Here is a 24,833-nt window from a genome sequence, read left to right as displayed (position 1 = left end):
CGAGCGTGAGTAGTGCACCTGGTACGTGCGCAACAGCCAGTCTCGCACATGCTGACAGTCCGTGTAAAGGGTCGCGTTGACCTGCTGGCACAGGTGCGCCAGCTGGGCGCTGGTCAGCAAGCCCCAGTAGCCTGGCTGCTCATGGGCCAGGTACCGGGCCAGCCCCAACGCGGCAAACGCGCGGACGTAGCGGTAGACCGTGGCCTCGTCCAGGCCCAGCGTCTCGGCCACCGTCGCCACGGGCCAGCCGGCATCGAGCATCAGCACCACCGTGACTTTGACGTAGCCGTCATCATCGCGCCGTTGCTTCTGCCACTGCCGTAGCTGCACGCGCTCAGTTGCTGTCAAGTGCCCTTTCATTAAACAAGTTTAGTACTTTTAGCCGACTTCTTTCGCAGACCTATTCGCGATGAGTATAACTTACACTCTGGTGTTTTTGCCCTGCGCTGGGGAGCGCGGCCGAAGCGGAGCGCCCCACCCGCGCCTACCTTTCCGACCGTTTCCTTGAACGCAGCGCAATAACTTGCGGCCCCGCTGGTGTAATCGTCGTCTGTCAACCCACTGGTATCGCGTCTTCCTAGCCCCTTTTTGAACCCGCCCAACCGGTTCGGACCCGTGCCGCGACCACCCGGGCCGAAACCCGGAACAGACGAATCAGAAAGGCCCGCCTCCCGCACCATGAAAATACTCCTCAGTTGCCTGTTGTTTTTTAATCTGATGTGTTTCCTGCTCTTCGCCCTGGATAAACGCAAAGCCCAACGGAGCCAGCGGCGCATTGCCGAAAAAACGCTCCACCTCGCGACGCTGCCCGGCGCGGCGCCCGGCGCGTGGGCGGCTATATTGCTGCTGCGCCATAAAAACCGCAAAGCCGCTTTCTGGGGCGTTACTCTGGGGCTGACGCTGCTGCAAGGGGCGGTGCTCTATTTCGCGTGGCCCTATTTTCAGGCGCCGTTGTAGCCGGGTCAAACGGCTGCCTGTGGGGAGCTGGGCCCTGCACCAGTCAAGCACTGGGAGTTCCAGAGCCGAAGCGCAGCTGCGGTCATTCGATGGGGTTCAAAAAAACGACCGTGGCTGTTGCAGAACCCGGAGCAACCGCCCAGGAAGCCAATTGGAGCGGTGTTTAAGGGGTAATCAGGCCTGTGAAACGTGTTTTTGGTGTTGCACGCTCAACGAACTGACTCAGCAAACTTGCTCAACAGGTCTGCAGCAGTCACGACCCTTTGTTTGAACAGCCCTGGCCGTCTTGTTACCAACTGAACTTGTTACCAATTGAAATTTAGTCTGGCAACCCGGTCAAAAACCGACTGTAGATGCGTTCCGCCAAAACACATGGGTCTGCTGCGTGGTACCTTTTGCCGGCATGCGAACGCTCGTCGCTCTCACCCCCTTACGCGTCACTTATGAAAACCTGTGCGGCCTTTTTGCTCCTCGTAGGCGTCTTCACGCTCCTGGTCATGGCCGTTGGCTACCATGGCCACTGGGTGTTTAAGCCGCACATGCGCCAAGATTGGTGGCTCTGGGGCACAGTGGTCCTGTCCGGGCTTGGCGGGGCACTGCTGCTGCTCGCAGCCGCTTGGCGTCGGTCCTGACGTCGTAGCTATCCGACCGTTACAATGAACCCCTGTTCCGTAGAAGCCTGCTCGCATCCTCGTTCCAACTCAGTAAGTCGTGACTGAACGATAGTTGCTTTCCTCTTTCCTATGTACGTTTCGCTCTCGTTACTGCTTCTGCAGGCCCCTGCTCCGCAGCAGCAAAAAGAAACCTTCGTAGGAGGGCGGCCGCGGTACTCGTACTTGACGCTCACGCTGTCGCCGGATTCGACCTTTCGATACACCAGCCAGTACCACTCTGAACGCAACGCCCGCACCTACCACGGAACGTGGCATAAAGCTGGCAACACCCTCGTTTTGACTTCCCGTCCCCCGAAGCGCCGCCCGGTAGAACAGGCGAAAAAGACCCGTCTCTTTCAGCAGCGCGCATTTCGGTTGTCGGGGGACACGCTTCACCTTTACACCTCTGCGGACTCACTGGAGCGCTACCAGTTTTGCCGAGACTATCTGACCTTAACCCGACAGCACTAGCGCATTCATCCTCTCCTTTCGATTCACGCCGCGGACCCGCTGTCCCGTTTCTTTGTTCTTCGGCGCACCCGGTTTCACCTAATTGACAACGGCTATGGTCACAATTTACATCCGCTACGTGCTGGACCCCGCCAAACTGGCGGCGTTTGAGCACTACGGCCAGTTATGGATTCCGCTGGTTGAACGGTTCGGCGGCCAGCACCACGGGTATTTCCTGCCCGGGGAAGGCGCCAACAACGTCGCGCTGGCGCTCTTCACTTTCGACAGTTTGGCCGCGTACGAGCGCTACCGCCAGCAAGCGGCCCAGGACCCGGCCTGCCAGGCAGCCTTCCAGTTTGCCGAGGACACGCGCTGCATCATCAGCTACGAGCGCAGCTTCTTCCGACCGGTGTTTGCGTGAGCGGACCCCGCCGCCCGGCAGCGAAGACGTTGGCCCGCAGGCCGGGCGGCCTCCCCGGCGCGGGAGGCACCGCCCGGGCAGGTGCCAGTGAAATGTGTTGAGCTTATACGTGGCCAGAAAGTCGATGTACTTCTTAACAAAGGCAACCGGAAAGAAATGGCGGCTCACGTCGAGTATGGCCCCGCGCCACCGAAATGCTGGCTGGTCGGTGATGCGCACGTAGGGCAGTTCAACAAAGCGGCAGCAATGCTTCTCTTCGTTCCGCCTGGCGTTCTTTCGGATTAGCTAAGCTGCTTACAACGTGGCTTTTTAATGGTCGCGAGGAAATAAAATTACAGTAAGATTCCTGAAGGCCAACTACAGCAAAAATCCGGGTTATTGGTAGAACGTACCCCTCTTGTGCAGCTCTAAAAGCTGGAACCAATAAACAACACGCCATTTCTTTCTGAATGGCCGTTCTGAACCTTGTTCTTTGGATTAGCCAGCTTCGCAAGGGTTAAGAGGCTATTCAAATAGGCAATTAACATTGGGTCCTGGCGACAGTTCAAGAATTCACTCTTTCGGACACGCTTTGGAAGCGGTTAGCGCCCTTACTGCCTGTGCATGTGCCGAAGGCCCACCCGCTGGACTGCTATCGTCGGCGCATCCCCGACCGGGACGTGTTGATTCCCATCTTCTTCGTCTTGCGCACCGGCTGCCAGTGGAAAGCACTGAATGCGATGGGTTTGTGCAAAGGCTTCACGACCCACAGCCGGTCCCAACACAGGGTGCAGGCCGGCGTGTTTGCTCGGCTCTGGGACGAGACGCTGGGCGACTTGATTGGACTAAACTTCTCCTGGTTAGCCCTCGACGGCTCGCTGCACAAAGCGCCGCTGGGTGGGGAAATAAACAGCCCCCCTCACGGACCGCGCCAAAGGCGGCGTCAAGTGCAGCCGGCTGACTGAGGTACGGGGCATTCCGGTGGGGCTGGTCCTCGACGGGGCCAACCGGCATGACGTGAAGTTGGTGGACAGCACCTTGGCAGGCTTACCGCCCGTCGCCGAAGCCGCTCGGGACGTCCACCGGGCAGCCGGAGGCGAGCAGGGCCTGTGTCGGGACGCGGGCTACGACGCCATACAGGTGCGCGAAACGCTCACCGCGCTCGGCGACACGGCCTACATTCGGCCCCGAGGCGAGGAAGTTCAAGCCAAAAAAGCCGGCCAGAAAGCCCGACGCTGGGTCATGGAACGCACCCACTCCTGGCTCAGCCGCTTTCGGTACTTGCTCATTCGGCGGGCCAAAAACTCCGAAAACTACTCGGCCATGCTTCATTTTGCTAGCGCCCGAATTACTTGGTACAATTGTCTGTTTGGATAGCCTTCAAGTTAACCAGGTAAGCTAATCACAAACTCGGTGCCTTCACTCTCGCGGCTTTCCACCCGCAGGGTACCGCCGTGGCCGGTGGTCACGATGTCGTGGCTCAGCGACAGGCCCAGGCCCGTGCCCTCGCCCTCGGGCTTGGTAGTGAAGAAGGGCTGAAAGATTTTCGCCTGCACCTCGGCGGGCATGCCCGTGCCATTATCGCGCACCCGGATTTCTACCGTCTGACCGGCCTCCGCCCGCCGGGTGCTCACGGTCACCGTGGGCACGTAGGGAGTAACCGCCGTGCCGGGGTCCGCAGCAGCCAACTGCTGGCGCTCGCGCACGGCATACAGGGCATTGGCGCATAAGTTGAGCAGCACTCGGCCCAGGTCAGGGGCCACGGCATTCACCGGGGGCAGGGCAGGGTCGAAGTCCTGGTGCAGCACGGCGGTGAAAGTCGGGTCGATGGTGCGGGCACCGTCGTAGGCCAGGCGCAGATGGTCGGCCACCAAGGCGTTGAGGTCGGTGAGGTGGCGTGGGGCCACTCCACTGCGCGAGTGGGCCAGCATGTCGCGGATAATAGATGAGGCCCGCTGCCCGTGCTGGCTGATTTGCTGCAGGTTTTGCTTCAGCCCGGCCAAGATGTCCTGCCCCAGTCCCGCACCGGGCCGCGCCCGGCCGATGCCTTCTACAAGCCCGGTGCTCACCTCGGCGAAGCTTTTCATGAACGCGAGCGGGTTTTGCAGCTCGTGGGCGATACCGGCCGTGAGCTCGCCCAGAAACGCCATTTTCTCGGCCTGCACCAACTGTTCCTGCGCCTGGCGCAGCTCGTCCTGCTGCCGGCGGAGCAGGGCGTAGGCGCGGCGCTTGCGGCCGATGTTACGCCACAGGCTCCAACTCAGGCCGGCCACGGCACACAGGCCCAGCAGCGCGGCCAGCAAAAACCACCGCTGCTGGCGGTTCTGGGCGCGCATGAGCTGGTCGTTGCGGGTAAGCAGGCCAATCTGAGCCTGTTTCTTGGCCAGCTCGGCGCGAAACTCCACCACCGCCACCTTGCGCTGCTGGTCGCTGGTGTTGAGACTATCGCGGAACGAGCCGAACAGTTGCTCGTAGCGGTAGGCGTCGTCGAAGCGCCCGCGCCGGGCCGACGCCAGGGCGAGCACTTGGCTGGCATCGCGGCTGATGCTTTTGGCCCCGCTGCGCTGCGCGGCAAGCAGGCACCGCTGCCCGTACCAGAAGGCGCTATCGGGCCGGCCGGCGTGCAAGTGCGTGCGGGCCAGCAGCAACTGAGCGCGCGTCACCTCGCCCAGTCTTTGCAGGCGCAAGGCCCGCGCCAGGCTGCGGCGACCGTAGGCCAAGGCCTGCGGCACCTTCCCCTGCCGCTCCAGCATGTCGCCGATGTTAATGTCCTCGTACAGAATACCGCTTTCGTCGCGCATTCGCTGGTAGTTGGCGGCGTCCTGCTCGTAGTTGCGCTGGGCTTCAGCCCACTGCCCCTGGGCCCGGTACAGTTCGCCGATACCTGAATAGGCGTGGCCCACGCTGGGCTGGTCACCGGAGGCCACGGCCCAGCGCAGGCCCTCGCGCAGGTGCTGGCGGGCGCGGGCGTATTCGCCCAGATGGACGCTCGTGATGCCAAGCTGGGTGTTGAGAAACGCCTGCCACTTGCGGTCGTGCCCGGCATCGGCCAGGGCCAGTCCGGCGAGGTTAGTCTGCAAGGACTTGGCCAGCAGGCCTTGGTCGAGAAAAATACAGGTCAGGTTGTAGAAGCTGCGGATTTGGCCTTGGTGGTTGCCGGTTTGGGCAAAGGTCTTGTTGGCCTGTTCCGAATATGCCTGCGCCAGCCCATACTCGCCGCGGTGGCGGTAATAGAACCCCAGGCCGAGTTGCGCTTCGGCCATGCCAGCGGGGTAGCCCAGCCGTTGTGCCAGGGCCAGGGCCGTCCGAAACAGGGTCGCCGACTCTTCGGGGACATTGTTGCGCAGCACCAAGGCCAGGGCGTTGAGCCGGTGAACGCGAGCGGTGTCGGGCCGGGCGTGGGCCTGCACCTCGGCCCGCAGCCGGTCGGCGACTGGAAACTGCACGGGCGAGCCGGTCGCGTTTCGCCACCCCAGCAACCACAAAACGACCGCGCCCCGGCGCCACCACAAACTTTTCAAGCGAGCAAGCGCCCGCTATGGGCGCGCCTAAAGATAAGCACATTAGGCGCGCTTTTCCACGATGGCAGCCGTCACATTAGGCGGGCATTACGCAGCCAATTTGACAACAAACTCAGTGCTGTTTAGTGTGTCATAAGAACCATTTAGAAGACCATACTTTGTTTTGCGTTCGCCTGTCGATGCATCTACTAAGCGCTTATTCTAAATTAATTGTGAAATCAGAACGTCATGCTGAGCTTGTCGAAGCATCCCTACCGTTTCATCAGGGTCGTTCAACGAAGCGATAGAGATGCTTCAACAAGCTCAGCATGAGGCCCTAATACCTCGTTTAATTTTGTGCAGGCACTTAGTAGGAGAAAGCTGGCAAAACGCTCCTTACTTTGAACGGACCTCGTTTACCCTGAGACCCTTTTCCTGAACGAAGTGGTGTAGCTGGGTGCCTTTCCACCTTACTGCTCTCCCTATGCGTTGTTTGTGTTGGCTCTGGTGCTGTTTGCCTACCCTCGCCTGGGGCCAGGTGGCGGTTGCCCCGAACCCTGCCGGGCCTGCCGGGGCCAAAGGCACTGCCTATACCTGGGTATCCAGCGACACGAGTGCCACCGCCCGCCAATTCGTCGCGCGTTGTTTAACCCCGGCCAATCCCGACGGCCTCGTGCCGCACGGCAAGCGGGCCACGCCCTTGGCTGCCCACGACACGGTGGCCATTGAGTGCCATCGGCTGACCCGGACGCCTGCTGCGGGGTGCGCGGGGTGGTACGCCTACCGCTTGTTGAGCCAAGCGTGGGCGGTTCCCCATTTGCGGGACCACAGCGGGCAGCACTTCAGCTTCCATAACTACTTCGTGCTCGCCGACGGCCACCTGACCGTCTTCAACACCCGCGACAGGGCCGCCAACGAACGTTTGCGCAAATCGCGCCGTCCTTGCGCAAAGAACTGCAGGTGGGCCCGGCCACGCTCGATTCGTTGCAGCGGCAGCTCGTGCGCGGCTACGTCAAGCACTACTAAGGCAATCACTTCCTAAACGCTCGTTTTGGTGAACGAGCTTCGTTTACCTTGGGACTCTTTCGCTAGACTCTTTGGTCCGTTTCTTACCCCACGCAAGGCACCCGATACGTGTTCGCAACGGACCGCCCGCGGCGGGGGGTGCGGGCGAGTAAGCGGCCATCGAACCGGGGCAACAGCGGCTTCGAGCCGGGGGCGCTTGCCGCCCCACCGCCCCCGCTTTAGTGCCGATTAGCCCCGGCAATTAGAGGTATCACGATGGCCACCATCACCGCGGTGCGCTTTTGGGTCAATTGCCGAACGTACACCCCGCTGCTGAGCAGTAACGTTTCCAGTGCCGGGGGCAGCGCGTCCGGGGAGCAGACGATGCCTTTACCCCTGGAACCCAGGGCCGCGTGCTCGTACCGAATCACGGTTTCCCCGTTTTCCTTCTGCCAGGACGCGGCTTGTTGCCAAAATCCGGTGGACAGCCGGAAGCGTTCGCCAGTCACGAGGGTCAGCGATTGCCCCCCCAACACGCCGAAGCGAATCGTCCCAATCGGTTCCCCCTGCTGCGTGATTGACACGTCGCCGGTCCAAAAGCTCCGCTGCGCAAACCGCAACTGCGTGTCGCGGTCGGTGTACACCGCGTCAAAATTCCACGAACTGGGGAACAGCAAGTGCCCCACCGCTTGCTGCTCCAGGTCGAAGACAAATCGCGTGGCCAGCCAGTTCGCGCGCTTCCAGTGTACTGTTTTCATCGTCAATCGACCGGGTCTGTGGGTTGGGTGGCGCCCGTCCAGGCGGCCAAAATTACGCGCGAAATGCCGCACGCCCAGCTGCCCATCCCGCGCCTTCGCGGCCCCGGAAGCGGGCGGGCCACGACCGGTCCGCGCGCACCCCCTCGCAACAACGCACCGTATTTTGAGACGCCCGCCTGCCCAGATTTTCCCTGCCGGTACTTTCTGTTCCTAGTCTCGTGCTACCCTGTTCTGTCCAGATTAACTAGACCACCTCAGATGGCCGGCTTTGCCGGAAGTGCCCGTAAAAATCCGGCAAAGAAGCGGTAGGTCAGCAGGAAATCCGTCTCCGCAACGCTTTCGTCGACCCCGTGCAGCTCTTGCGGGTCGTTGGTTGCCGAGAAGCGGAACACATTGGGCGTGAGCGGCTGGAAATGGCGGCCGTCGGATTGGGCGATGAACAGAAACGGCGTGGGCAGCACCCCGGGCACTAGGTGGCGGAGCTGGGCCTCGACGAGGCGGTAGCCCAGGGATTTGGGGGAAGCCGCGGCCGTTGGCTCGGAAACGCGGCCCACGATGGACGCGCTGACCCGGGGGTCGGGCAGCCAGGCGCGCACCTGCGCCAGGGCGTCGGCCGCGCTGGTGCCGGGCAGGAGGCGGACGTTCACCGTGGCGGTAGCCGTGGTCGGCACCACGTTGTCCTTGATGCCCGCCTGAAACATGGTCGGCGCCAGGGTCGTGCGAACGGCCGCAGCACCGGCCGCGGTCGAGGAGTAGGCCCGCAGGATGAGCGGCCGCATCAGCCACTGGTTGGCAAAGGCCAGACGCTTGGTAAACGGCAGGTGCGGGCCCACGTACCGAGCAAAGTCCTGCATGGCCGGCGTCAGGGAAGCGGAAAAGGATTGCTGTTGCAGGCTGGCGACGGCCGTGGCCACCAAGCCCAGCGCGGTTTCTGCTTCCGGCATGGACGAGTGGCCGCCAGGCAGGCGGGCCGTCAAGTGCAGGGTGAGGTAGCCTTTTTCGGCCGTTCCAATCAACGCAACCGGTGTGCCGGCCATGCCGGGTATTTTCTTTTGGGTGATGTAGCCGCCTTCATCGAGCACAAACGCCGGGCGCAGGCCGCGCTGCTGCAGCTGCTGCGCCGCCAGCCGCGCGCCGCGCCAGCCGCCCAGCTCCTCGTCGTGGCCCAGCACCAAGAACACCGTCCGCGCCGGCCGGTAGTTTTGTTGCAGGGCGGTTTCGACGGCCTCCAGCAGGGCGATGACATTGCCCTTGTTGTCGATGGTCCCCCGTCCCCAGATGCGGCCATCGGCGCGGTCCCCGCTGAAAGGAGCGTGCTGCCAGCGGCCGGTCGTCGCAGCTTCCACAGGCACGACGTCGTAGTGGGCCAGGAGCACCACCGGGCTCAGCGTGGTGTCCTGCCCTTTCCACTCAAAACGGAGCGTGTACCCGCCCAGCACGGTTGGTAGCAGGCGGCGGTGCAGCAAGGGGTAGGCCCGCCGCAGCAGCCGCCGAAAGCCAAGGAACTGCGACGTATCGGGGGCCGTCGAGGTATCGACCGAAACGGTTCGCAAGCGCACGGCTTGCTGCAGGTGCGCAATGGCCGCGGCGGGCAGCGGCGGCGGGGCGGGTACCGCCGCCTGAGCGGGCAGGGGCGGGGCGCCAAAAAGCAGCGTCCGAACCGTGAGAAAGCCAACGAATGCCAGCAGCGCAAAGAGAAGAAAGAGACGGTTCTGATGCAGTAGGCGGCGGAAGGACATGGCTGGCAGCGGGCAAGGAAGTGCGGAAAAGCAGGAAACGTCGTCGGTTATCGGAGTTCTTCTTCCAAAGGAACGGATTTACCCGCTACGTGGAGCAGTGCTCCCGGTGGCCGCGCCGGGCCACCGGGCCGGGTAGGCCGCCCGGTAGGGCTGCGAAGCGGACATCTCGTGCAGGACCGCCGGTGGTCCGCTCCCCGCGCCGCAGCGTGCCTAAAAGAGGCCCCGGCAGTAATGCCAGGGCCTCTTTTGTGGCCGGGGAAGAAATCACCGGCTGCTCAGCGCCAGGTGACGGGACGAGCCGGCGGCGGCGCCGGCGGCGGCGCCGCCGGGTGTTTGCTCAGGTAGGTGCGGGCTTCTTTGTACCGCTCGGACTTGCGTTCGGCTTGGGCGAGTACCTGTTCGTAGTAGCGGCGGGCCTCGGTCACGTCGCGGTTGGCCGCGGCAATGCGGCCCAGGTTGGAGAGCGAGAACAGGTAGTAGCCGCCCTTGGTCTGGTTGACCGACTCGGAGAACACCAGGCAGCGCTGGTAGTAGTCCCGGGCCTTGGCGTAGTCGCGGTAGCGGTTCTGCATCACGTAGCCCAGGTAGTGGGCGGCCACGCGGCCGCTAAAGCCCTCGTAGCCGGGCAGGCCCTTGTTGAGCTTGGTGAGAATGTCGCGGCTGGTCTGCTCGCACTCGGCCATGTCGCCCTCGGTAAAGGCGTGGCTGGCGTAGGAGCGGGCAAAGCAGGCGTTGTCGGGAAACTCCCGCACCAGGCCCCGGGAGGTCTGGATGGCTTCCTCAGTTTTGTCTTCCCGCTCGCTGGCCATAATCCGCATCTGGAAGAAGCGGGCCTCGGTGCCGGTGTAGAAGCCCTGGCGGGCCACGGTCTGGAGTTGGGCCAGGCCCTTTTGCTTGTCGCCCTTGGGAAAGAATAGCAGGACGGGGCGCAGGAAGGGGTACTCCTCGGCAATCCAGACGGCGTAGTAGTTAAACAGGCCCTCCCCGAAGGCGAACTCGGGGCTCAGCCCGTTGGCCTCGCGGCTCTTTTGCAGGTAGGTCAGCGAGCGTTTGCTGCTCACCGTGGCCTTGCGCCAGTCGCGGCGCTCGGCGTGCAGGCGGGCGTCGAAGCCGTAGGCGGCCGAGAGAAAGAAGCTGGCCTCGTAGTTCTGGTGGTCGGCGTCGTAGAGGCGCTGGGCCTTGACGATGGCCGTGTCCAGGTAGGCGTAAAACGTCTTGTCGTACTGCTCGTTGTGCGTGTTGGAGGGCATGATTTTCCACCACGTGCTCAGCCCCAGCAGAAAGTAGGCCATCGGGTGCTGGGGGTAGCGGCGGCGCAGCGAGCGAAACTGCTTCTCGGCCTTGTCGAACTTGAAATTATAGAGGTTGTGAACCGCCCCGTCCAGCTCGGTCTGGATATCCTTGTTGAGCAACAGCCATTCTTTGGTGTCCACGGCCACGGGAGCGACCGTCACGCTGTCGAGCGCGACTTGCTGCATGATGGGCAGGGTATCGGGCGCGGGGGGGCGGAGCACCTGGGCCTGCGCGGCGCCCAAGGTAAGCAGCGAGGCCAGGCCGATGAAAGGAAGCAGCCGGCGAAAAGAGTAGCATTCATTCATGGGGCGGGACCGGTGGAGTGGAATAAGGCTTTAGTGCAACCGGGGCAACGGCAGGACACGGGCCGACTCGAAACAAAAAATGGCAGTTCGACGATAATCGGCGGAGAAAAGGCTCCTTAACCCGACGAATATAGCCAGCGCCGCCGTCCCCATAAGTCCTATCCCGGGTCTGGTGGGGCAAGGGCGGGAAATATTCTCCGATTGCTTCAATTCTGTCCGCTTTTTATCCGGTTTTTCCCGGTGGCGTGCCCCGATGCACACGCCGCCTCCCGCGGCCATTTGGCGCGCCGTTTCCTCCCCCAGCAAACCCTTCTGCCCGGTCGGCACCGGCCCACGTTGGGTGTTCCGGCGGCTCACGGGCCGGAGCCGATGGGCGGGGTCGCGGCCAGCCCTCCATCCGGGGCGCTACGACCGGCGTGAAGGCGGCTTTCCCCAGCGAGCGCTGGCGGGCGTTGGCGTTCGTTCAGGTCGGTCTTCTTGTAGCAGCAAGGGGATAAAATTACTATAAAGCTGTTTTGAGTCAAACTCATACAGTCATAACTCACTAATTATGAGTATTTCATTGCATGCCAAGCTAATAAAATCGGAAAACGAGATTCAGAAAGGCAGTCCAAAAACAAACAGTCCCTTGGGTTATTGAACCTGACTTGTTGAGCCGCGCCCAAGTGATAATTTGTTCAAAGTGAGGTATATATAATATGTTTGCACGTTAAGGCATCCAGCAGCCATTTACCAAACAGGGTAGTTTCAAAATCACTATAAAAAGTACGATTCCAGGCAATACGGAGGGTATGTTGAGTTTGTCAGGAAGGATTTCCTTTCTGATAGGCAAGCTTTGATTCACTGCTATAGGGCAGCTAATTAAATCGTTAAGTGCTTAACGTGTAAATCCGTCCTTTTGCAAGAAGAATCCCTATCTGCCAAAAGGGCGCTTTTGCGGGAAAACATAGTGCTTCTCGGATGAAAGGAAAATATTAACCTGTTTTCCACTGTGAAGGAAAAAGCACGAAGTCGTGGCTAACGGATTTTATGGGCGTTTGGAAAATACGGCGTGTGCGATTCGATGCCTTACACGACTACAAAAAACCCCATTCACAATTTGTGAATGGGGTTTTTGCTTTTTCGGGGCACCCGTGGGCTTTGGGCAACTTCGTTGGGGATTGCTTGAAATGGATGGAGCCGCTGCTTTTTAATGACAGAATTTCTGTACCACCTCAAAGCCCCACAAGGCACGACTCTACCAGAACCGGTTGGTACACACCACTTGGGCTTTTTTCTTAATCCGCAACCCCAAGAGTATCTCGTGGCTGCCACCGTTGTAGCCGGCCAGTTTGGAGAAACCGGCATCGTAGGAATAGCCCAAAGTGAATTGCTCGTAGCTGATGCCCGCCATTGCAACGACCGAATCGAAGGCGCGCCAGGATGCGCCCACCCACAGCAGGTCCTGGTATTTAAGCTTGGCATTAAGGTCGACCGAGAGCGGGGCCGGGTTCACGGTTTTAACCAGCACTGACGGCACCAGTGACCAGTCATCACTGAGCGGCAGGCGCACCCCAGCCGTGAGGAAGTAGTGCCGTTTCAGGGTGTTTCCCGTGCCGGCGTCCAGCGAGTTTGGCCCGTAAGAGAAGTTGAGTTTGTTGCCCAGCAGCTGCGCGCCCGATAGGCCCACGTAGAACTTGGAGCTGTACATCCACACGCCCACCGTTCCGTCTAACACCCGCGACGCGGCACTGGCCGCTACGGTAGTGGGGTCGAAAAAGCGCAGTTGCTGCCCATCGACGGCAAACTGCTGCATACCCGCCGACATGCCCAGCGCCAGCCGGAGGTCGGGGGTTAGCACCATGTTATAGGCGTAGGAAACGTAGGCCCCGGTACGGCTCGTGGGCCCGGTCACATCGTTGTACACGAGCCCACCCACGGCGTGAAACGGCCGGCGGCGGTCGTTAATGGTGCGCTCGGGGGTGCTGCGCCACTTGCCCAACGACGAACTGATGCTGGCGTAGTAAGTTTTAGGTGCCCCTTCCAACCCCGTCCACTGGGTGCGGTAGCTAAATTTGACGTCAATGTAATCCTCCACGCCGGTGGCACCCGGGTTCAGGATGTAGTTATTGTTCATGTACTGGCTGTATTGCGCCTGCTGCTGGGCCTGGGCGCGGGTGCTGGCCAGCAACAGCAGTAATAGCAGCAGTAGCGGTAGGGCTCTTTTCATGGCAGCAGTAAGCTTATTGACTATCTGGGAAGCAGGTGGTGCAGCTTCGGCAAGCGGCCCCCGGAGCTTTATCAATACAAAACCGTAATCGACCCGCTGTAGGACTTGCCCAAGGGACCCTTCGTGATGACGACGTAGTAGTAGGTACCCACCGGTGCGGGCTGGCCGTTGATATCACCGCGCCACTCATTGGCTCGGCTGTAATTATCGGCCGAGAAAATTCGGTTGCCCCAACGGTTGAACACGGTCACTGTATTGTCGGGAAACTGCTCGATGAACTCAATCTGCCAGGTATCATCGCGCCCGTCGCCGTTAGGTGTGAAGGCGTTGGGAATGCGGATGGGCGGACGCACGGTGACGGTCACTTCGTCGGAGTCGGCACAGCCGCCGGCACCGGCCGAAAGCGTGTAGGTCGTGGTCACCGTTGGCGAAGCCGAAGGCCGCAGCTGGTCGTTACCAAAAAAAGTCAGCCCCGTGGCCGGCGTCCACGTCACCGGGTAGGTGCCATCGGCGCGGCCTTCCAGCGTCACGGATGTGCCGGCCAGTATCTCCTTGTCGGGGCCGGCATCCACATCAACCGGCGGACTGATGCGCGCCGCCACGCCATTGGAGACGACCGTAACCGGCTGTCCGCACCCGTTGGTCGTGCGCAGGCGCAGCGTCACAATCTGGCCCTGGCGCAGGGTTGTGCTGGTATAAACCGGGGTCGTAGCACCCGTCATGGCGTTGCCGTCCACCAGCCACTGATAGGTAAGGGCCGGGCCGGCGTTGCTCACACTGGCAATGCTGAACGTAAGCGGCGCGCCCGGGCAAACGGGACCGCCCGGCTGCACGTCAATGGTAAGCGCGGGCAGCGGTGTCGAGGTGCGCGTCACGATAACAGTAGCCGTGGCCACCCCCGTGCTGCACAGTCCTGCCGTGGGCGTCACCTCAACCCGGACCTGGTCGCCGGTGACCAACGTGCTGCTTGTGAACGTGGGCCCGCTGGCCACGGCCACGTTGTTGACGAACCAGCGGAACGTCGGCGCGGGACCTGCGTTGGAAAATACGGTCGTGAAAGTCAGGGGAGTATCGGGGCACTGTACGGGCGGGGCCGCCAAGGTCACGGTGGGCGTCACGAGGGGCTGCACCCGTACCGCAACAACATTGGAAACCGCCGTTGAGCAGATACCGGTCCCCGAGCTCACCAACCGGCGGAAGTAGGTGGTGACGGTCAGGGCACCCGGCGCGTACGTCGGATTGGTGGCCCCGCCAATATCGGTCCAGGTGGAATTATCCGGCGATGATTGCCACTGGTAGGTAAACTGCCCGGTGCCGCCCGTATCCGGGGTAGTACTCGTGAGCTGTACAGGCGCAGTACCGGCGCAAACGGTTCGGTCAGCGGCGATGCCGCCGGCTACCACCACTGGCAGCACGGTAATGGTCACGGAAGTGGAGGGCGTGCGCGGTGCGCAGAAGCCCGAGCTCACCAACCGGCGGAAGTAGGTGGTGACGGTCAGGGCGCCCGGCGCGAAACCCGGGCCGTTGGCACCGCCGATATCGGTCCAGGTGGAATTGTCCGGCGACGATTGCCACTGGTAGGTAAACGTGCCGCTGCCGCCCGTAGCCGGGGCAGTACTCGTGAGCGGTGCAGGCGCAGTACCGGCGCAAACGGTTTGGTCAGCGACGATGCCGCCGGCTACCAGCACCGGCAGCACGGTAATGGTCACGGAGGCGGAGGGCGTGCGCGGTGCGCAAAAGCCCGAGCTCACCAACCGGCGGAAGTAGGTGGTGACGGTCAGGGCGCCCGGCGCGAAACTCGGGCCGTTGGCACCGCCGATATCGGCCCAGGTGGAATTGTCCGGCGACGATTGCCACTGGTAGGTAAACTGCCCGGTGCCCGCGCCGGCTGCGGCCGTGCTGGTGAGCGGCGCCGGCGCGGCGCCCGCGCACAACGGTTGACTGGCCCCGATGCTGCCCGGCGTGGGTGGGCCGGGCACCCGAATCAGGCCCTGCGATTGGCGGCAAAAGCAGGCAGTCGTAATGCGCAACGTCACTACGTAGTTGCCAGGGGCGGGATAGGTGTGCGTGGGGTTCTCCACCGTGGATTGGGTGCCGTCGCCGAAATTCCACGCGTAGGTTTTCGAGTCGAAATCGATGGGTGGGGCCTGAAAAGTAAATTCCAGGCAGGCCGTGGACTGGGCCCCGAAGCCCACCCGCAACAAAGAGCTTTGGTTGAAATTGACCAGGCCCAGGCCGCTGCGGCGGCCGCCTAGTTTCAGGCTGTCGTCGGCGTAGCGGGCCCTGGCTCCCAGCGAGTCGGGATAGGCGATGAAGCCCAACGCGGGCTGATTTTCGCGGGCCACGTAAATTTTGCCGTCGGGCGCGGCTTGCATCGAGCCCAGGTTCACCGGCGTCCTTTGCCTGAGCGGAATGACCTGCTTGCCGGCCGTGCCGGTGCCGCTGATATTAAACTGCAGCAACTGAGGATTGAGCGGGTTTAGCACGGTAGCGTAGAGCCGACTACGGCCCGGCGAAAATTCGACGCCGTAGTAGCCCCCTTCCTTGCTGTCAATGATTTTCGGGTTGCTGACCCTACCCGTCCCGGCATCGAAATTAAACAGTTCTACGCTGCTGCTGCTGTCGCCCACGACCTCGCTGAAGCGGGCCACCGCCAACTGCTGGCCGTCGGGAGTCACCTTCATTTGCCCGCGGTAGCCCATCGGGGCCACGCTCGACGCATGCAGCGAGCCCACCGTTGAGATGATTGGCGTTGGGTCTACGCCAGTCGTGCGCACGCGATAGGCTAGAAAGGCGTCGCCGCGGTTGGCGGTGCCGGATTTCGCATTGCCCCAGCCGTGCACGATAATCCAGATGTCGCAGCCGTTCTTGTGAAATACGCCCGTCATTTTCTCGGTGGTGCCTTGGGTGAGCGGCGTGTTCTTAGTGGCGGCTACCACCGTGCCAGGTCCGCCGCCCGCTGGAATGATAATTTCCGAATAGCTCAGGCCTTTTGGGCCGCCCCTGGCATCCTGCGTGAAGATGAGGTAGCGGGTTTCCGCACCCGGCATCGTGGGGGGCGGGCTGCCGGGCATTCTGATGGGTAGGGGTCCATCGGTGACCAGCCGGTTGCCGCCCATGCCCGTGCCATTGGTCATGATGGTATGGTTACCATTCCAGATGGTGTCGCCGTTACTGTAGAAGAGAATCTTGCCGTTGCCGTCCGACATCACGCCCGCACCGGCGGGGGCCGTCATTTGGCCATCAGTCAGCGCATTAGGCGGGATGGAATCAGTAGCGGCATTAAAGTCGAGCCCCGCCTTGTAACCGAAATACCAAGTATTGGCAAACTTCTCATCCTGGCTGCACTCCGGAGGGGGTGCCGTTTGCGCGTAGGCAGTCGTGGCCCCACCACTCAGCAGGAGTAGGAGCACCAGCAGGAACCAGCTGCTCGTCGGTATCCCACGCCGGATGGAGTACCGGCTGCCGGCGCGGGCCGGTGGGCCGGGCTCAGCGCTAAGCAGGCGGGAAGTATCAGTATTGAGAAGGGCAGTGTGCGATAGCTCTGCAGGCATAGCGAGGCAGGTAAGTAAGTTGACAGACAAGCGGGTACCTTAAAAGAAAAGCACGACTCGCCGTACTCAGGAAACGAGGCCTGAGAACCAGTCACCACTATGGAAAGCGCTGCCAACCGGTCTCAGTAAAACTACGCACTGTTAGCCAGTATTATGCAAGATAGTGCCTGAAAAGTGATGATGCCAAGCGGAATAACCAAGAAGAATTGTCTCCAACGCTTGGCTTTTACAGGTCAGATTTCGCCTCGTTGTACCCCCCCACATAAAACGAAATGTTACCGGTGGCCACGTTGCCATGGCCATCAGAGGCAAAGATAAAAAACCGGTAGGTGCCGGTCTGCGCGGGGGGCTGTACCTGGCCTTTTTGCTAGGCCGAAAAAAGTCCCGGGATGATGGCGGGGTGGCTTTCGCGGTCGCCGCCGTTTTTGAGGTCGGTGGCTTCGGGCAGCAGTTCCCAGCGGTTAGTCAGCGGGTTATCCCGTCCGGCTACAGCTATAGGACTTACGCAAAAGCCAGGGCTGATTTGATTAATTCATGTCTCATGTACGCATCCAAAAAGCCTTGTTTGAGCTGATAAACCGTCCGTTGGGTCTGGTAGGCGGCTTGTTTGAGGCGGGTCCAGGCCCGCACGGCCAGGGCGATGTGGTTGCGCTGGCTGCGGGCCAGCCGGCACTGGCAGGCCTGCACGCCGGTGAGCTGCTTAGGTTCGCGGTGCAACGGCTCAATCGTCCAGCGGACGTTGCTTTCTTGTTCGGCAGCGGCCGTGTCGCGGGGCTCGGCCTCGTTGGTCACGAGGTAGTCCGTCCGGTGGGTGGACACCAGTACGCGGAAGAGTTTCAATTTGCAATCCCTTGACATCCCCTTTACTTTCAGTATCTTACCTTGCGCTACCTCCTCGGCCGACCAGCACAGGCAGCCCACCGGCTGGTAGGGCTGCTGGTCGCCGGAGTCGTCGACGAGGCGGTTGCTTTTCAGGGGGCAATAAAACGTCTTGCCCGCCGCCAGCAGCCATTTGAACAGGGCCGTTGTGGCGTACCAGCTGTCCATCAGCACGGTCCGGTAAAGGATGCCGCGCGGGGCCAGTTGGTCCAACATGTCGGTTACATGGTCGAGCTTGGTCTTGCCGTCCACGTCGGGGGCGAAGAGGCGGTAATCAATCAGCCAGAACTGGTCGGTTTCGGGGTTGACGTACACGCACGTCACCAGGCCGATGCCGGCAATCACGCCGTGGGCGTTGCCGCTGTATTGGCGACAAACCCAGTTCGATGCGCCGGCTGTAGTGCTTGTCGAGCACCGTGTCGTCGAACAAGACGTAGCCCCGGGCGCTGAGCACGACCTGCGGCCACACCTGCTGCCAGAGCTGGCGGGGCGTGAAATGACTGGTCTTGAGAAAATAGCGCACGTTGTCGTGCGTGAGCCCATCCAGGTGGTCGGCCAGGTACGTGCCCGTATAGTTCACCTGGCTGCTCACCAGAAACTGCCCGTAAAGTTGCGCGGTCACTTTCATAGCTTTTCCTTTCAAGTTACGCCTTTTGCGTAAGTCCTAATTGAATAAAAGGGGTTCGTTTGCCGGTGCAGGAGTTCAGCGAAACGGTGATTTCTCTGGTTCAGATAAGGCGGTTCGCACGGATTGTGGAGGCCTGGGGTATCGCCTGCTCGACCTGCTGGTCCCGGTGACGTATGGCTTAGCTTGGTAGGGGGCGGGAGTGGAAGCCAGACATTAGGCGAGCCCCTTTTCCTGGGCGCTTCTACGCCAGGCAAGGGCTTACTGAATGGTATGGATTTTCACGGTTCCGCCTTGCGGCTCACTGATTTCCAACACCATGCGTCCCGTGCCGCCCGCCGCCGTGCCGATGTAGCGCCGGTACGGCTGGTTGTCTTTGGCTTTGAGTACCAGCGCGTAGGTCTGCTGGTGAAGGGGGGCGCTGGTTTGAAAATAATAAATCGGCAAAATCTCGCCCATGACCGGAGTGGTGATATAGTTGGAGTTGTACGAATAGTTCTTGACGGTCGGAGACAGGTGATACACGTACTCGGTTGCCATCAGGCTTTTGCGGCGCTCCTTTTCACTCGTAACCACTGATTTCGCGAATTGCAGCTTTTCATCAAAGTACAGGGCCGCGTACCTGCCTTTGAGGGCGACATCCACCACCAGCTTTTGGGTTGCCGGGTCGGAAAAAACCATCACGCCGTCGCTCTCCGCCAGTTGTTGGACCAGTGCCTTCTGCTGAGCAGGCAGCGCGTCGGCGTAGGCCACCTGCTGGTGCGAGAGCTGCTGGCCGGTGAGGGCGTACCGGTCCAGAAAAAAACCGGCCGTAACGGGCTCCTGCAACAACCGGTTTTTGCTGGTTTGCTGATACGCCCCGCTCACCAGCAGGGTTTCGGTGGCGGGGTCGAGGTAAAAGGCCGCCTCGCGCAGGGACTTGCCCACGATGCGGTAATCACCCAGCCCCAGACCTGGCTGCATAGCGGCGACCTGCTTTCCCTGATTATCGAAGCCGAGCAGCTCGTACTGCTGCTGCACGAGGGGCTCGGGCGTGGAGCCGGTACTGGACTTGTAGCGCCGGCACAAGTAGGTAATGCCTTTGCAATGGCCCAGCAGCTTCCAGGATTCCTTGAAATTCGGCGCCCATCGGCTGTTGTTGAGTTTGGCCAGCTGGAGCGGCACGTGCTGGCGGGCCTGGCTGTCCAGGTCAAAGGAATTCAAATAGTACTCGTCCGTGCCCTGGCGGGAACTAACCTCCCGGCTTATTTGGTAAAACACGCCGCCCTCTACGTAGCTGCCCATGCTGCTCACGCTGATGTGCTTCGAAATGTCGGCGTAGGGCAGCACGAACCGCTTCAGGGCGCCGGCCGAATCCACGCGCTGCAGCACGATGTCGTGGTGACGGGCGTCCCCTTGTTTTTCCAGGCGCTCTAGGTCCCGGTCCACCACTTCCGCCGCGTAAAGGGTGTTGCCTTGGGCAAACACTTCCAGCGGCTCCAGCGTGGGGTACAGCTTTTCTATCCACGTCTGGCTGAGCGGCCCCGTGGGCTGCTGGGGGTCGATGGGTACCCGCAGGCCCTGCATCTTGACAATGGACTTCTCCCATTTCACTTTGCCGTCGGGTTGCAGCAGCAGCACCCGGACGGCGCTTTCTCCGGGCTGGGACAGGAATAGGGCAACGCTGCCGTCTTGCCGCTGGACCACTGCACCGGGAATTTCCTTTTTATGCAGCGTAATGGTAGCCACCAGCTTGGTTTGGGCAGTGGCGGGTAAGATGCCCGTGCTAAAGGCCAGCACCGCCGCCAAGAGATGATACTGAAAATTGGGCAGGCGGAAGCTGGAGGGAGGCATTAAATCGGAACGTAACGATGGAAGGGAGGGAAAGAATCGCACCAAGTATTGGGCAATTCACTGGAAACTACCGCCTGAACCGGCGCGGTTCTGTGCTGGTGTGCGAAGGATGGCTCTGCGCCAGTTGGGACTGAAAAGGAACAAGAGTTACTCGTTTCCCAGGCATAAAGTCAGAAGGAGTAGCCGAGCAGCACCTGGAACTCGCGGATGCGTATCTCTTCGGTGGGACCGCCGCCGGGGTCGGGGCTGTAAAAGTTGGTGGGGCGCAGGTCCGCGCTGAAGCGAAGAAAATAGTCGGTACGGGTCGTGGCGTACACCCCTTCCAGCATGGCGCTGGGCGAGTTGAAGGGGAGGATGAATTTGCAGAACCGGTAGCCCAGCCCCACGCCCACCCCGAAGTCCTTCTGGCTGTTCTTGGTGGCTTTAGCTCCGTAGCGGTAGGTTGCGTACTGCGGTAGGTCCACTATAAATTGGGCATTCAAGCCATCCACGTCGGTGCGCGTCGTGCCCATCAGCCCACCCGCCACGTTGAGCGAAATGCCCAGCGACTGCTCTCCGTCCCCAAACTGATACAGCGGCGCGTCAAAGCCCAGGTTGAGGCTCAGCAGCGCCAAATTAGCATCCGTCGTAACCAGGCCGGCGTTGTTGGGATTGGCTGACTGGGTCACCGCATGCAGCTGAACCAGCCCTGCGCCGAGGCCGCCGTGAAACTTGCTCAGCTGCGCCCGCGCCGGACTTCCCCAGCTTAGCAGGGGGAGGAGTAACCAGAAGTAAGGGTGTTTCATGTACTGTAGGCTAAGCAAACCGCGCTAAAGGTACTGTGCCTGCCGCGCAATGCCCGTCTACTTATAGCAGGAATATTTTGTACACTGTGAACATGAAATGTTTCTTGTTACAGCTTCAACGCCACCCTCAAGCTTCCATCACTTGCCGGACCGTTGTGGAGGACGGGGTGTTTCTTATGCATGTGGGGCGCAAATTATTTAGAACTACGCCGGAAGAAACCGCGCAGATACTGAGCACTCCCGGGTTTGATGCTATGTCCGGCACCGAGCGATGTGGGGTTATCATGGACGTAGTGAAAACCTTTTCTTCGCTTGAGGAAGATAGTGCGGATGCGACGACAAGCAAGACGAATGCAAGGAAGAATACAACCCAAAAAAGCTTTAGAACTAAGAAAGAAGGCTCTTTCTTAGAAATTGCCTTGACACCTTGCCACTACACCTACGGCCGCAAATTGCGGGGCCTTACAGGCTATGCGTTTTATGACATTTTGACCACCCAGCCCCTCCGGCGAAAGGACTTGACTGGTTTTTCACAGTGCTCCATTCTGCTGAATGCCGCTCTCGTTTTCACTCCGGTTTGGCCAGCCATCGGCTGGTTACCGTTGAGTGAAGACCGTTCGTGGATAAGCTATTCGTGGACGGCCCATTCCACATTCAATCAGGACGAATGGGATAAGGGCATACGCAACACAGAAGAGACAGAATTCTTTCTAGTTACGCACTAGTGGTCTGACAGTTTAATTTCGTCAGTTACTTTGGTCACTTCGGCGTACCTGTTTTTCAATTTATCACGGGCCTTTTCGGTGGTGAAGGACCAGTTGACCTTGACGGCCGCTGCGTTTCGTTTGGCTTCCCAGGCCACGGCCTCCGCTTCGAGTCGTTCCTGGGTGCCGATGCGCTGGTCCAGGCACTGGCGGGAAAGCGCGGCGAACTCAATTTCGGCCATATTGAGCCAGGAGCCGTGTTTGGGGGTGTAGTGGAATTCGAGTGTGAGCCGCAGATGGCGGGCCGTTTCGACGGGCAGGTTTTCATAGAAGGCGCCGTAGCTGTGGGTGCTGTAGTTGTCTTGCACGAGCTTAATTTTCGGCGTTTCCGGGTAGTGCGTTTGCACGAGCCAGTCCATAAAATGGGCGTAGTCGCCCTTTTTTTTGGTCGTTGTGACTTGCAAGTGGCGCTGGCCCGTGTCCAGGTTGTAGGCCAGCAGCACGTTACACACGCCTTTGCGCACGTACTCCTGGTGTTCTTTGCGCGTGGCGTTGGGCTTGGGCGGAATCGGGGTCAGCACGTGGTCGAGCAGTTGGCAGGGCCGTTCATCAAAGCAGAGGCGCACCACGCCCGCTTCGGCGGGTTGGCTGTACACGTCCAACACCTCTTCCAGGTTGGCCAAGTAGTCGCCCGTGATGGTGCCGATGCACCACATTTCGCTCAACCAGGGTTTGAGTTTGCTTTTTTTAACACTTGTCGAATCGCCTCGTTCGAAATCGTGTCGATATAGCCCAGCGAAACCAAGTTTTCGTTGAGCAAAGACAACGTCCAGCGGGAGGCACCAGCGGGCCACTCACTGCACGCCAGGCTCGTTATACGGGCCTCCACGGCCGCCGTCACCTTTGGCGGTTGCCCGCTGCGCGGGCGCTCTTCCAACGCATTGGCCAGGCCGCCGTCCAGGTAACGGCGCTTGAGGCGGTGGTACTGGGTGGAGGAAATGCCTGCCTGGACTTGGACGGCCGACGCGCTGCCGCCGGCACCCATCCGCAACAGGGCGTTGGCCCGCGTGATGGTGCGGCTCTTGTGGGTACCCTTTTTGACAATGGCCCGCAGGGCAGATTGGTCCGCAAGCGGCAGATGAACGGGTTGTGTGGGGCGGGCCATGAGCGAGAAATGAAACGTGTCTTAGCAGAACTATCGCCCCCTAAATTAAGTTGTCAAACCACTAGTTTAGCTGGTTGCTGCATCTGCGCAAGCGCCGCCTGCGCGCGATTCCGCCACGCTGACAGTGCCGTCCTGTTTATGGCCTGCGGGAAGGAGCAACTGAAAAACGGGCACGTACGCTTACAAATCTTTCGGGACGGTTTTTTTAAGGGCATTGCTTATGCCTTATCCTGGTCAATGGCCAGTATCGTTTGTAAGAGCACATTCGCCCCATTGCTCATGTCCCCGGGTTTGGTCGATTCCTGGTACGAATGACTGATGCCCCCCACACTGGGAACGAAAATCATGGCCACCGGGGCAATGGCGGCGATTTCCTGGGAATCATGCCCCGCCCCGCTCTGCATCAATTTGGTGCTCAACCCCAGGGTCCTGGCCGCGGCCGTGATGGTTTGCTGCAACGCCTTGTTCGTGAGGGCGGGTTTGGAGGCGTTTGCTTGTTTCTCAAACCGGATGGTTGTCTGGCTCTCGGTGGCGATGGCGGCGGCCCGTTTTTCTATCTCCCCAAAGAGCCGCTCGATTTTATCGGCGGATAAATCGCGTATCTCCAAACCCATTACCACTTTACCTGGGATTACGTTGTAGGCATTGGGGGTGATGGCCATTTTACCAATCGTGCCCACCTGATTGCCTTTGACCGACGTGATGACTTCCTGGACGGCGATGATCAAGCGGGCGGAGGCCAGCAGGGCATCTTGCCGCATGGCCATGGGGGTGGTGCCCGCATGGTTGGCAAAACCTTCGACGGTTACTTCCCAGTGCTCAATGCCCACAATGCCTTCTACGACCCCGATCTGGACGTTTTCCCGCGCCAAAATGCCCCCTTGTTCGATGTGCAATTCCACCCAGGCGTGGAGGTCCCCTTTTTTTCGGATACAGGATTGAATGTTGTCGGGATTGCCGCCAATCGCCTTAATTCCTTCCGCCATGGTTAGCCCACTTTGGCTTTTCTGTTGCAACCCCGCTTTGGTTAAGCCGCCCGCCATGGCCATACTGCCAATCGTGCCACCTTCTTCATTGGCAAAAATGATAACCTCCAGCGGATGCTCCGTTCGCATCCGCTGTTCGTTGAGCACGTCAATGACTTCCAGGGCACTGATTGCCCCCAACGGGCCATCGTAGTTTCCGCCGTCCGGCACCATGTCAATATGCGACCCAAAGGCAATGGGTTTGAGGGACGGGTTCTTCCCTTTTCGTTTGCCGATGATGTTGCCGGCGGCATCAATGGTTGGGTCAAGCCCCGCCCGTTTCATCTGTTCGACAAACCAAGCCCGGCCGTCAATATCCCCTTTGGTATACGCCACCCGGTAGCCATGCCCCTGCTCGTCGCGCCCAAATTTGGCTAACTGGGTAATGCGGTCGATGATGCGCTGCTCGTTTACCCGAAACTTGTTGCCCAAAGCAGCCGGTTTACTGTAGGCGTCCAGCAGGCCAAAGGCACTTACGCCCAAAGCGGTTAGGGAGGCGTTTTTAAGGAAGGTTCTTCTTTCCATGATTCTTGCGTAAAGTCTGCCGCAGCGACATCTTGTTTCGTAAGGTTCGTACCCAGAGCCGGCAGACAACGGACACGCCGGGTGGCTGCGCCACGAGATGGAGCCGACCAGCGACCAGGCAGGAAAAGTAAGCCCATTTGCCTAAATAGTGCTCGTTCGCCTTCGGGCCGTTTTCTTAAACGCTGTATCCTGATACCTTTACCGTTGTAATTATCTGCCTTACTACATTGAAGACTTGGAAGCAGCTGGGCCTTGAGGGCGCCGCCTTCGGCCTGTGTGTGGCCTGCCAAAGTGCGCTTGCTGACCCGCCTGCGCAGATAGTCAAATCGTATTACGCCTCCGGAGAGTTGCGCCAAACGGTGGCCGTCCAAAACGGTCAACCCAACGGGCCGGTGGTGTGGTATGAGGTGGTCTAGTAAATCTGGACAGAACAGGGTGGTATCTTTCCTTCGTCATGAAAGACACCTCA

The 24,833-nt window shown here is 60.4% G+C and carries 17 protein-coding genes and 2 pseudogenes; 5 read left to right on the top strand and 14 right to left on the bottom strand.

Annotated features, from left to right (window positions below):
* A partial coding sequence (locus tag IEW17_RS18470) for a helix-turn-helix domain-containing protein (protein WP_188563541.1) occupies window positions 1–360 on the bottom strand: 360 nt, incomplete at its 3' end.
* 318 nt (window positions 361–678) lie between these two features.
* On the opposite strand from IEW17_RS18470, the gene IEW17_RS18465 reads away from it, so the two are divergent.
* The 3 genes from IEW17_RS18465 (at window position 679) to IEW17_RS18455 (ending at window position 2,481) form a co-directional block, all read left to right on the top strand.
* Window positions 679–957 (top strand): DUF1294 domain-containing protein, encoded by a 279-nt coding sequence (locus IEW17_RS18465; RefSeq protein WP_188563540.1) that lies wholly within the window; start codon window positions 679–681, stop codon window positions 955–957.
* A gap of 743 nt (window positions 958–1,700) precedes the next feature.
* Window positions 1,701–2,081, top strand: a complete 381-nt coding sequence (locus IEW17_RS18460; protein WP_188563539.1) for a copper resistance protein NlpE N-terminal domain-containing protein — start codon at window positions 1,701–1,703, stop codon at window positions 2,079–2,081.
* A 94-nt stretch (window positions 2,082–2,175) separates the two neighbouring features.
* A complete protein-coding gene (locus tag IEW17_RS18455) occupies window positions 2,176–2,481 on the top strand; it encodes an NIPSNAP family protein (protein WP_188563538.1) in 306 nt (101 codons plus the stop codon).
* Between the two features lie 78 nt (window positions 2,482–2,559).
* On the opposite strand, the pseudogene IEW17_RS21535 reads toward IEW17_RS18455, so the two are convergent.
* A pseudogene (locus tag IEW17_RS21535) lies at window positions 2,560–2,694 on the bottom strand (family 20 glycosylhydrolase); the annotation flags it as partial.
* A 320-nt stretch (window positions 2,695–3,014) separates the two neighbouring features.
* Here IEW17_RS21535 and IEW17_RS18445 point away from each other — a divergent pair.
* A protein-coding gene (locus IEW17_RS18445; protein WP_229749126.1) for an IS5 family transposase occupies window positions 3,015–3,837 on the top strand; the annotation gives its coding sequence in 2 pieces (ribosomal slippage) (window positions 3,015–3,382 and window positions 3,381–3,837; 825 coding nt in all).
* Between the two features lie 8 nt (window positions 3,838–3,845).
* Here the strand turns inward: IEW17_RS18445 and IEW17_RS18440 are convergent.
* The 9 genes and pseudogenes from IEW17_RS18440 to IEW17_RS18400 form a co-directional block, all read right to left on the bottom strand.
* Entirely contained in the window at window positions 3,846–5,906 is a 2,061-nt protein-coding gene (locus tag IEW17_RS18440; protein ID WP_188563537.1) for an ATP-binding protein, read from the bottom strand.
* Between the two features lie 1,298 nt (window positions 5,907–7,204).
* The gene (locus IEW17_RS18435; protein WP_188563536.1) at window positions 7,205–7,723 is read right to left on the bottom strand and encodes a hypothetical protein; all 519 of its coding nucleotides are present in this window, start codon (window positions 7,721–7,723) and stop codon (window positions 7,205–7,207) included.
* Window positions 7,724–7,977: 254 nt separating this feature from the next.
* On the bottom strand, window positions 7,978–9,462 hold the full coding sequence (locus tag IEW17_RS18430) for a M20/M25/M40 family metallo-hydrolase (RefSeq protein WP_188563535.1): 1,485 nt from the start codon (window positions 9,460–9,462) through the stop codon (window positions 7,978–7,980).
* Between the two features lie 275 nt (window positions 9,463–9,737).
* Window positions 9,738–11,060, bottom strand: coding sequence for a tetratricopeptide repeat protein (locus tag IEW17_RS18425; RefSeq protein ID WP_188563534.1), 1,323 nt, complete (start codon window positions 11,058–11,060; stop codon window positions 9,738–9,740).
* Between the two features lie 1,237 nt (window positions 11,061–12,297).
* Window positions 12,298–13,269: a PorP/SprF family type IX secretion system membrane protein gene (locus IEW17_RS18420; RefSeq protein WP_188563533.1), complete on the bottom strand. Its 972-nt coding sequence runs from the start codon at window positions 13,267–13,269 to the stop codon at window positions 12,298–12,300.
* Between the two features lie 71 nt (window positions 13,270–13,340).
* Window positions 13,341–16,823 (bottom strand): DUF8696 domain-containing protein, encoded by a 3,483-nt coding sequence (locus tag IEW17_RS18415; protein ID WP_188563532.1) that lies wholly within the window; start codon window positions 16,821–16,823, stop codon window positions 13,341–13,343.
* Between the two features lie 501 nt (window positions 16,824–17,324).
* Window positions 17,325–18,330: pseudogene (locus IEW17_RS18410) on the bottom strand (IS701 family transposase).
* A gap of 258 nt (window positions 18,331–18,588) precedes the next feature.
* Window positions 18,589–20,160: a hypothetical protein gene (locus tag IEW17_RS18405; RefSeq protein WP_188563531.1), complete on the bottom strand. Its 1,572-nt coding sequence runs from the start codon at window positions 20,158–20,160 to the stop codon at window positions 18,589–18,591.
* A gap of 170 nt (window positions 20,161–20,330) precedes the next feature.
* Window positions 20,331–20,945, bottom strand: a complete 615-nt coding sequence (locus IEW17_RS18400; RefSeq protein WP_188563530.1) for a hypothetical protein — start codon at window positions 20,943–20,945, stop codon at window positions 20,331–20,333.
* Between the two features lie 92 nt (window positions 20,946–21,037).
* On the opposite strand from IEW17_RS18400, the gene IEW17_RS18395 reads away from it, so the two are divergent.
* A complete protein-coding gene (locus IEW17_RS18395) occupies window positions 21,038–21,670 on the top strand; it encodes a hypothetical protein (RefSeq protein ID WP_188563529.1) in 633 nt (210 codons plus the stop codon).
* On the opposite strand, the gene IEW17_RS18390 is transcribed toward IEW17_RS18395, so the two are convergent.
* From IEW17_RS18390 to IEW17_RS18380, 3 genes are all read right to left on the bottom strand, one after another.
* Window positions 21,667–22,365 (bottom strand): IS630 family transposase, encoded by a 699-nt coding sequence (locus tag IEW17_RS18390; RefSeq protein WP_188563528.1) that lies wholly within the window; start codon window positions 22,363–22,365, stop codon window positions 21,667–21,669. The two genes, IEW17_RS18395 and IEW17_RS18390, sit on opposite strands and share 4 nt — an antisense overlap.
* Before the next feature lie 5 nt (window positions 22,366–22,370).
* A complete protein-coding gene (locus tag IEW17_RS18385) occupies window positions 22,371–22,814 on the bottom strand; it encodes a helix-turn-helix domain-containing protein (RefSeq protein ID WP_188563527.1) in 444 nt (147 codons plus the stop codon).
* A 218-nt stretch (window positions 22,815–23,032) separates the two neighbouring features.
* Entirely contained in the window at window positions 23,033–24,364 is a 1,332-nt protein-coding gene (locus tag IEW17_RS18380) for a Zn-dependent hydrolase (RefSeq protein WP_188563526.1), read from the bottom strand.
* Window positions 24,365–24,833: the final 469 nt, after the last annotated feature.

It is taken from the genome of Hymenobacter frigidus (genome assembly GCF_014640435.1).
GTDB classification, from domain to species: Bacteria; Bacteroidota; Bacteroidia; order Cytophagales; family Hymenobacteraceae; genus Hymenobacter; species Hymenobacter frigidus.
This window is presented reverse-complemented; position numbering and strand designations above follow the sequence as displayed.

Excerpts from the sequence above, each read along its gene's own strand:
- IEW17_RS18465 (WP_188563540.1), top strand. The coding sequence starts at position 679 with ATGAAAATACTCCTCAGTTGCCTGTTGTTTTTTAATCTGATGTGTTTC.
- IEW17_RS18460 (WP_188563539.1), top strand. The coding sequence starts at position 1,701 with ATGTACGTTTCGCTCTCGTTACTGCTTCTGCAGGCCCCTGCTCCGCAG.
- IEW17_RS18455 (WP_188563538.1), top strand. The coding sequence starts at position 2,176 with ATGGTCACAATTTACATCCGCTACGTGCTGGACCCCGCCAAACTGGCG.
- IEW17_RS18435 (WP_188563536.1), bottom strand. The coding sequence starts at position 7,723 with ATGAAAACAGTACACTGGAAGCGCGCGAACTGGCTGGCCACGCGATTT.
- IEW17_RS18430 (WP_188563535.1), bottom strand. The coding sequence starts at position 9,462 with ATGTCCTTCCGCCGCCTACTGCATCAGAACCGTCTCTTTCTTCTCTTT.
- IEW17_RS18425 (WP_188563534.1), bottom strand. The coding sequence starts at position 11,060 with ATGAATGAATGCTACTCTTTTCGCCGGCTGCTTCCTTTCATCGGCCTG.
- IEW17_RS18420 (WP_188563533.1), bottom strand. The coding sequence starts at position 13,269 with ATGAAAAGAGCCCTACCGCTACTGCTGCTATTACTGCTGTTGCTGGCC.
- IEW17_RS18415 (WP_188563532.1), bottom strand. The coding sequence starts at position 16,823 with ATGCCTGCAGAGCTATCGCACACTGCCCTTCTCAATACTGATACTTCC.
- IEW17_RS18405 (WP_188563531.1), bottom strand. The coding sequence starts at position 20,160 with ATGCCTCCCTCCAGCTTCCGCCTGCCCAATTTTCAGTATCATCTCTTG.
- IEW17_RS18400 (WP_188563530.1), bottom strand. The coding sequence starts at position 20,945 with ATGAAACACCCTTACTTCTGGTTACTCCTCCCCCTGCTAAGCTGGGGA.
- IEW17_RS18395 (WP_188563529.1), top strand. The coding sequence starts at position 21,038 with ATGAAATGTTTCTTGTTACAGCTTCAACGCCACCCTCAAGCTTCCATC.
- IEW17_RS18390 (WP_188563528.1), bottom strand. The coding sequence starts at position 22,365 with ATGTGGTGCATCGGCACCATCACGGGCGACTACTTGGCCAACCTGGAA.
- IEW17_RS18385 (WP_188563527.1), bottom strand. The coding sequence starts at position 22,814 with ATGGCCCGCCCCACACAACCCGTTCATCTGCCGCTTGCGGACCAATCT.
- IEW17_RS18380 (WP_188563526.1), bottom strand. The coding sequence starts at position 24,364 with ATGGAAAGAAGAACCTTCCTTAAAAACGCCTCCCTAACCGCTTTGGGC.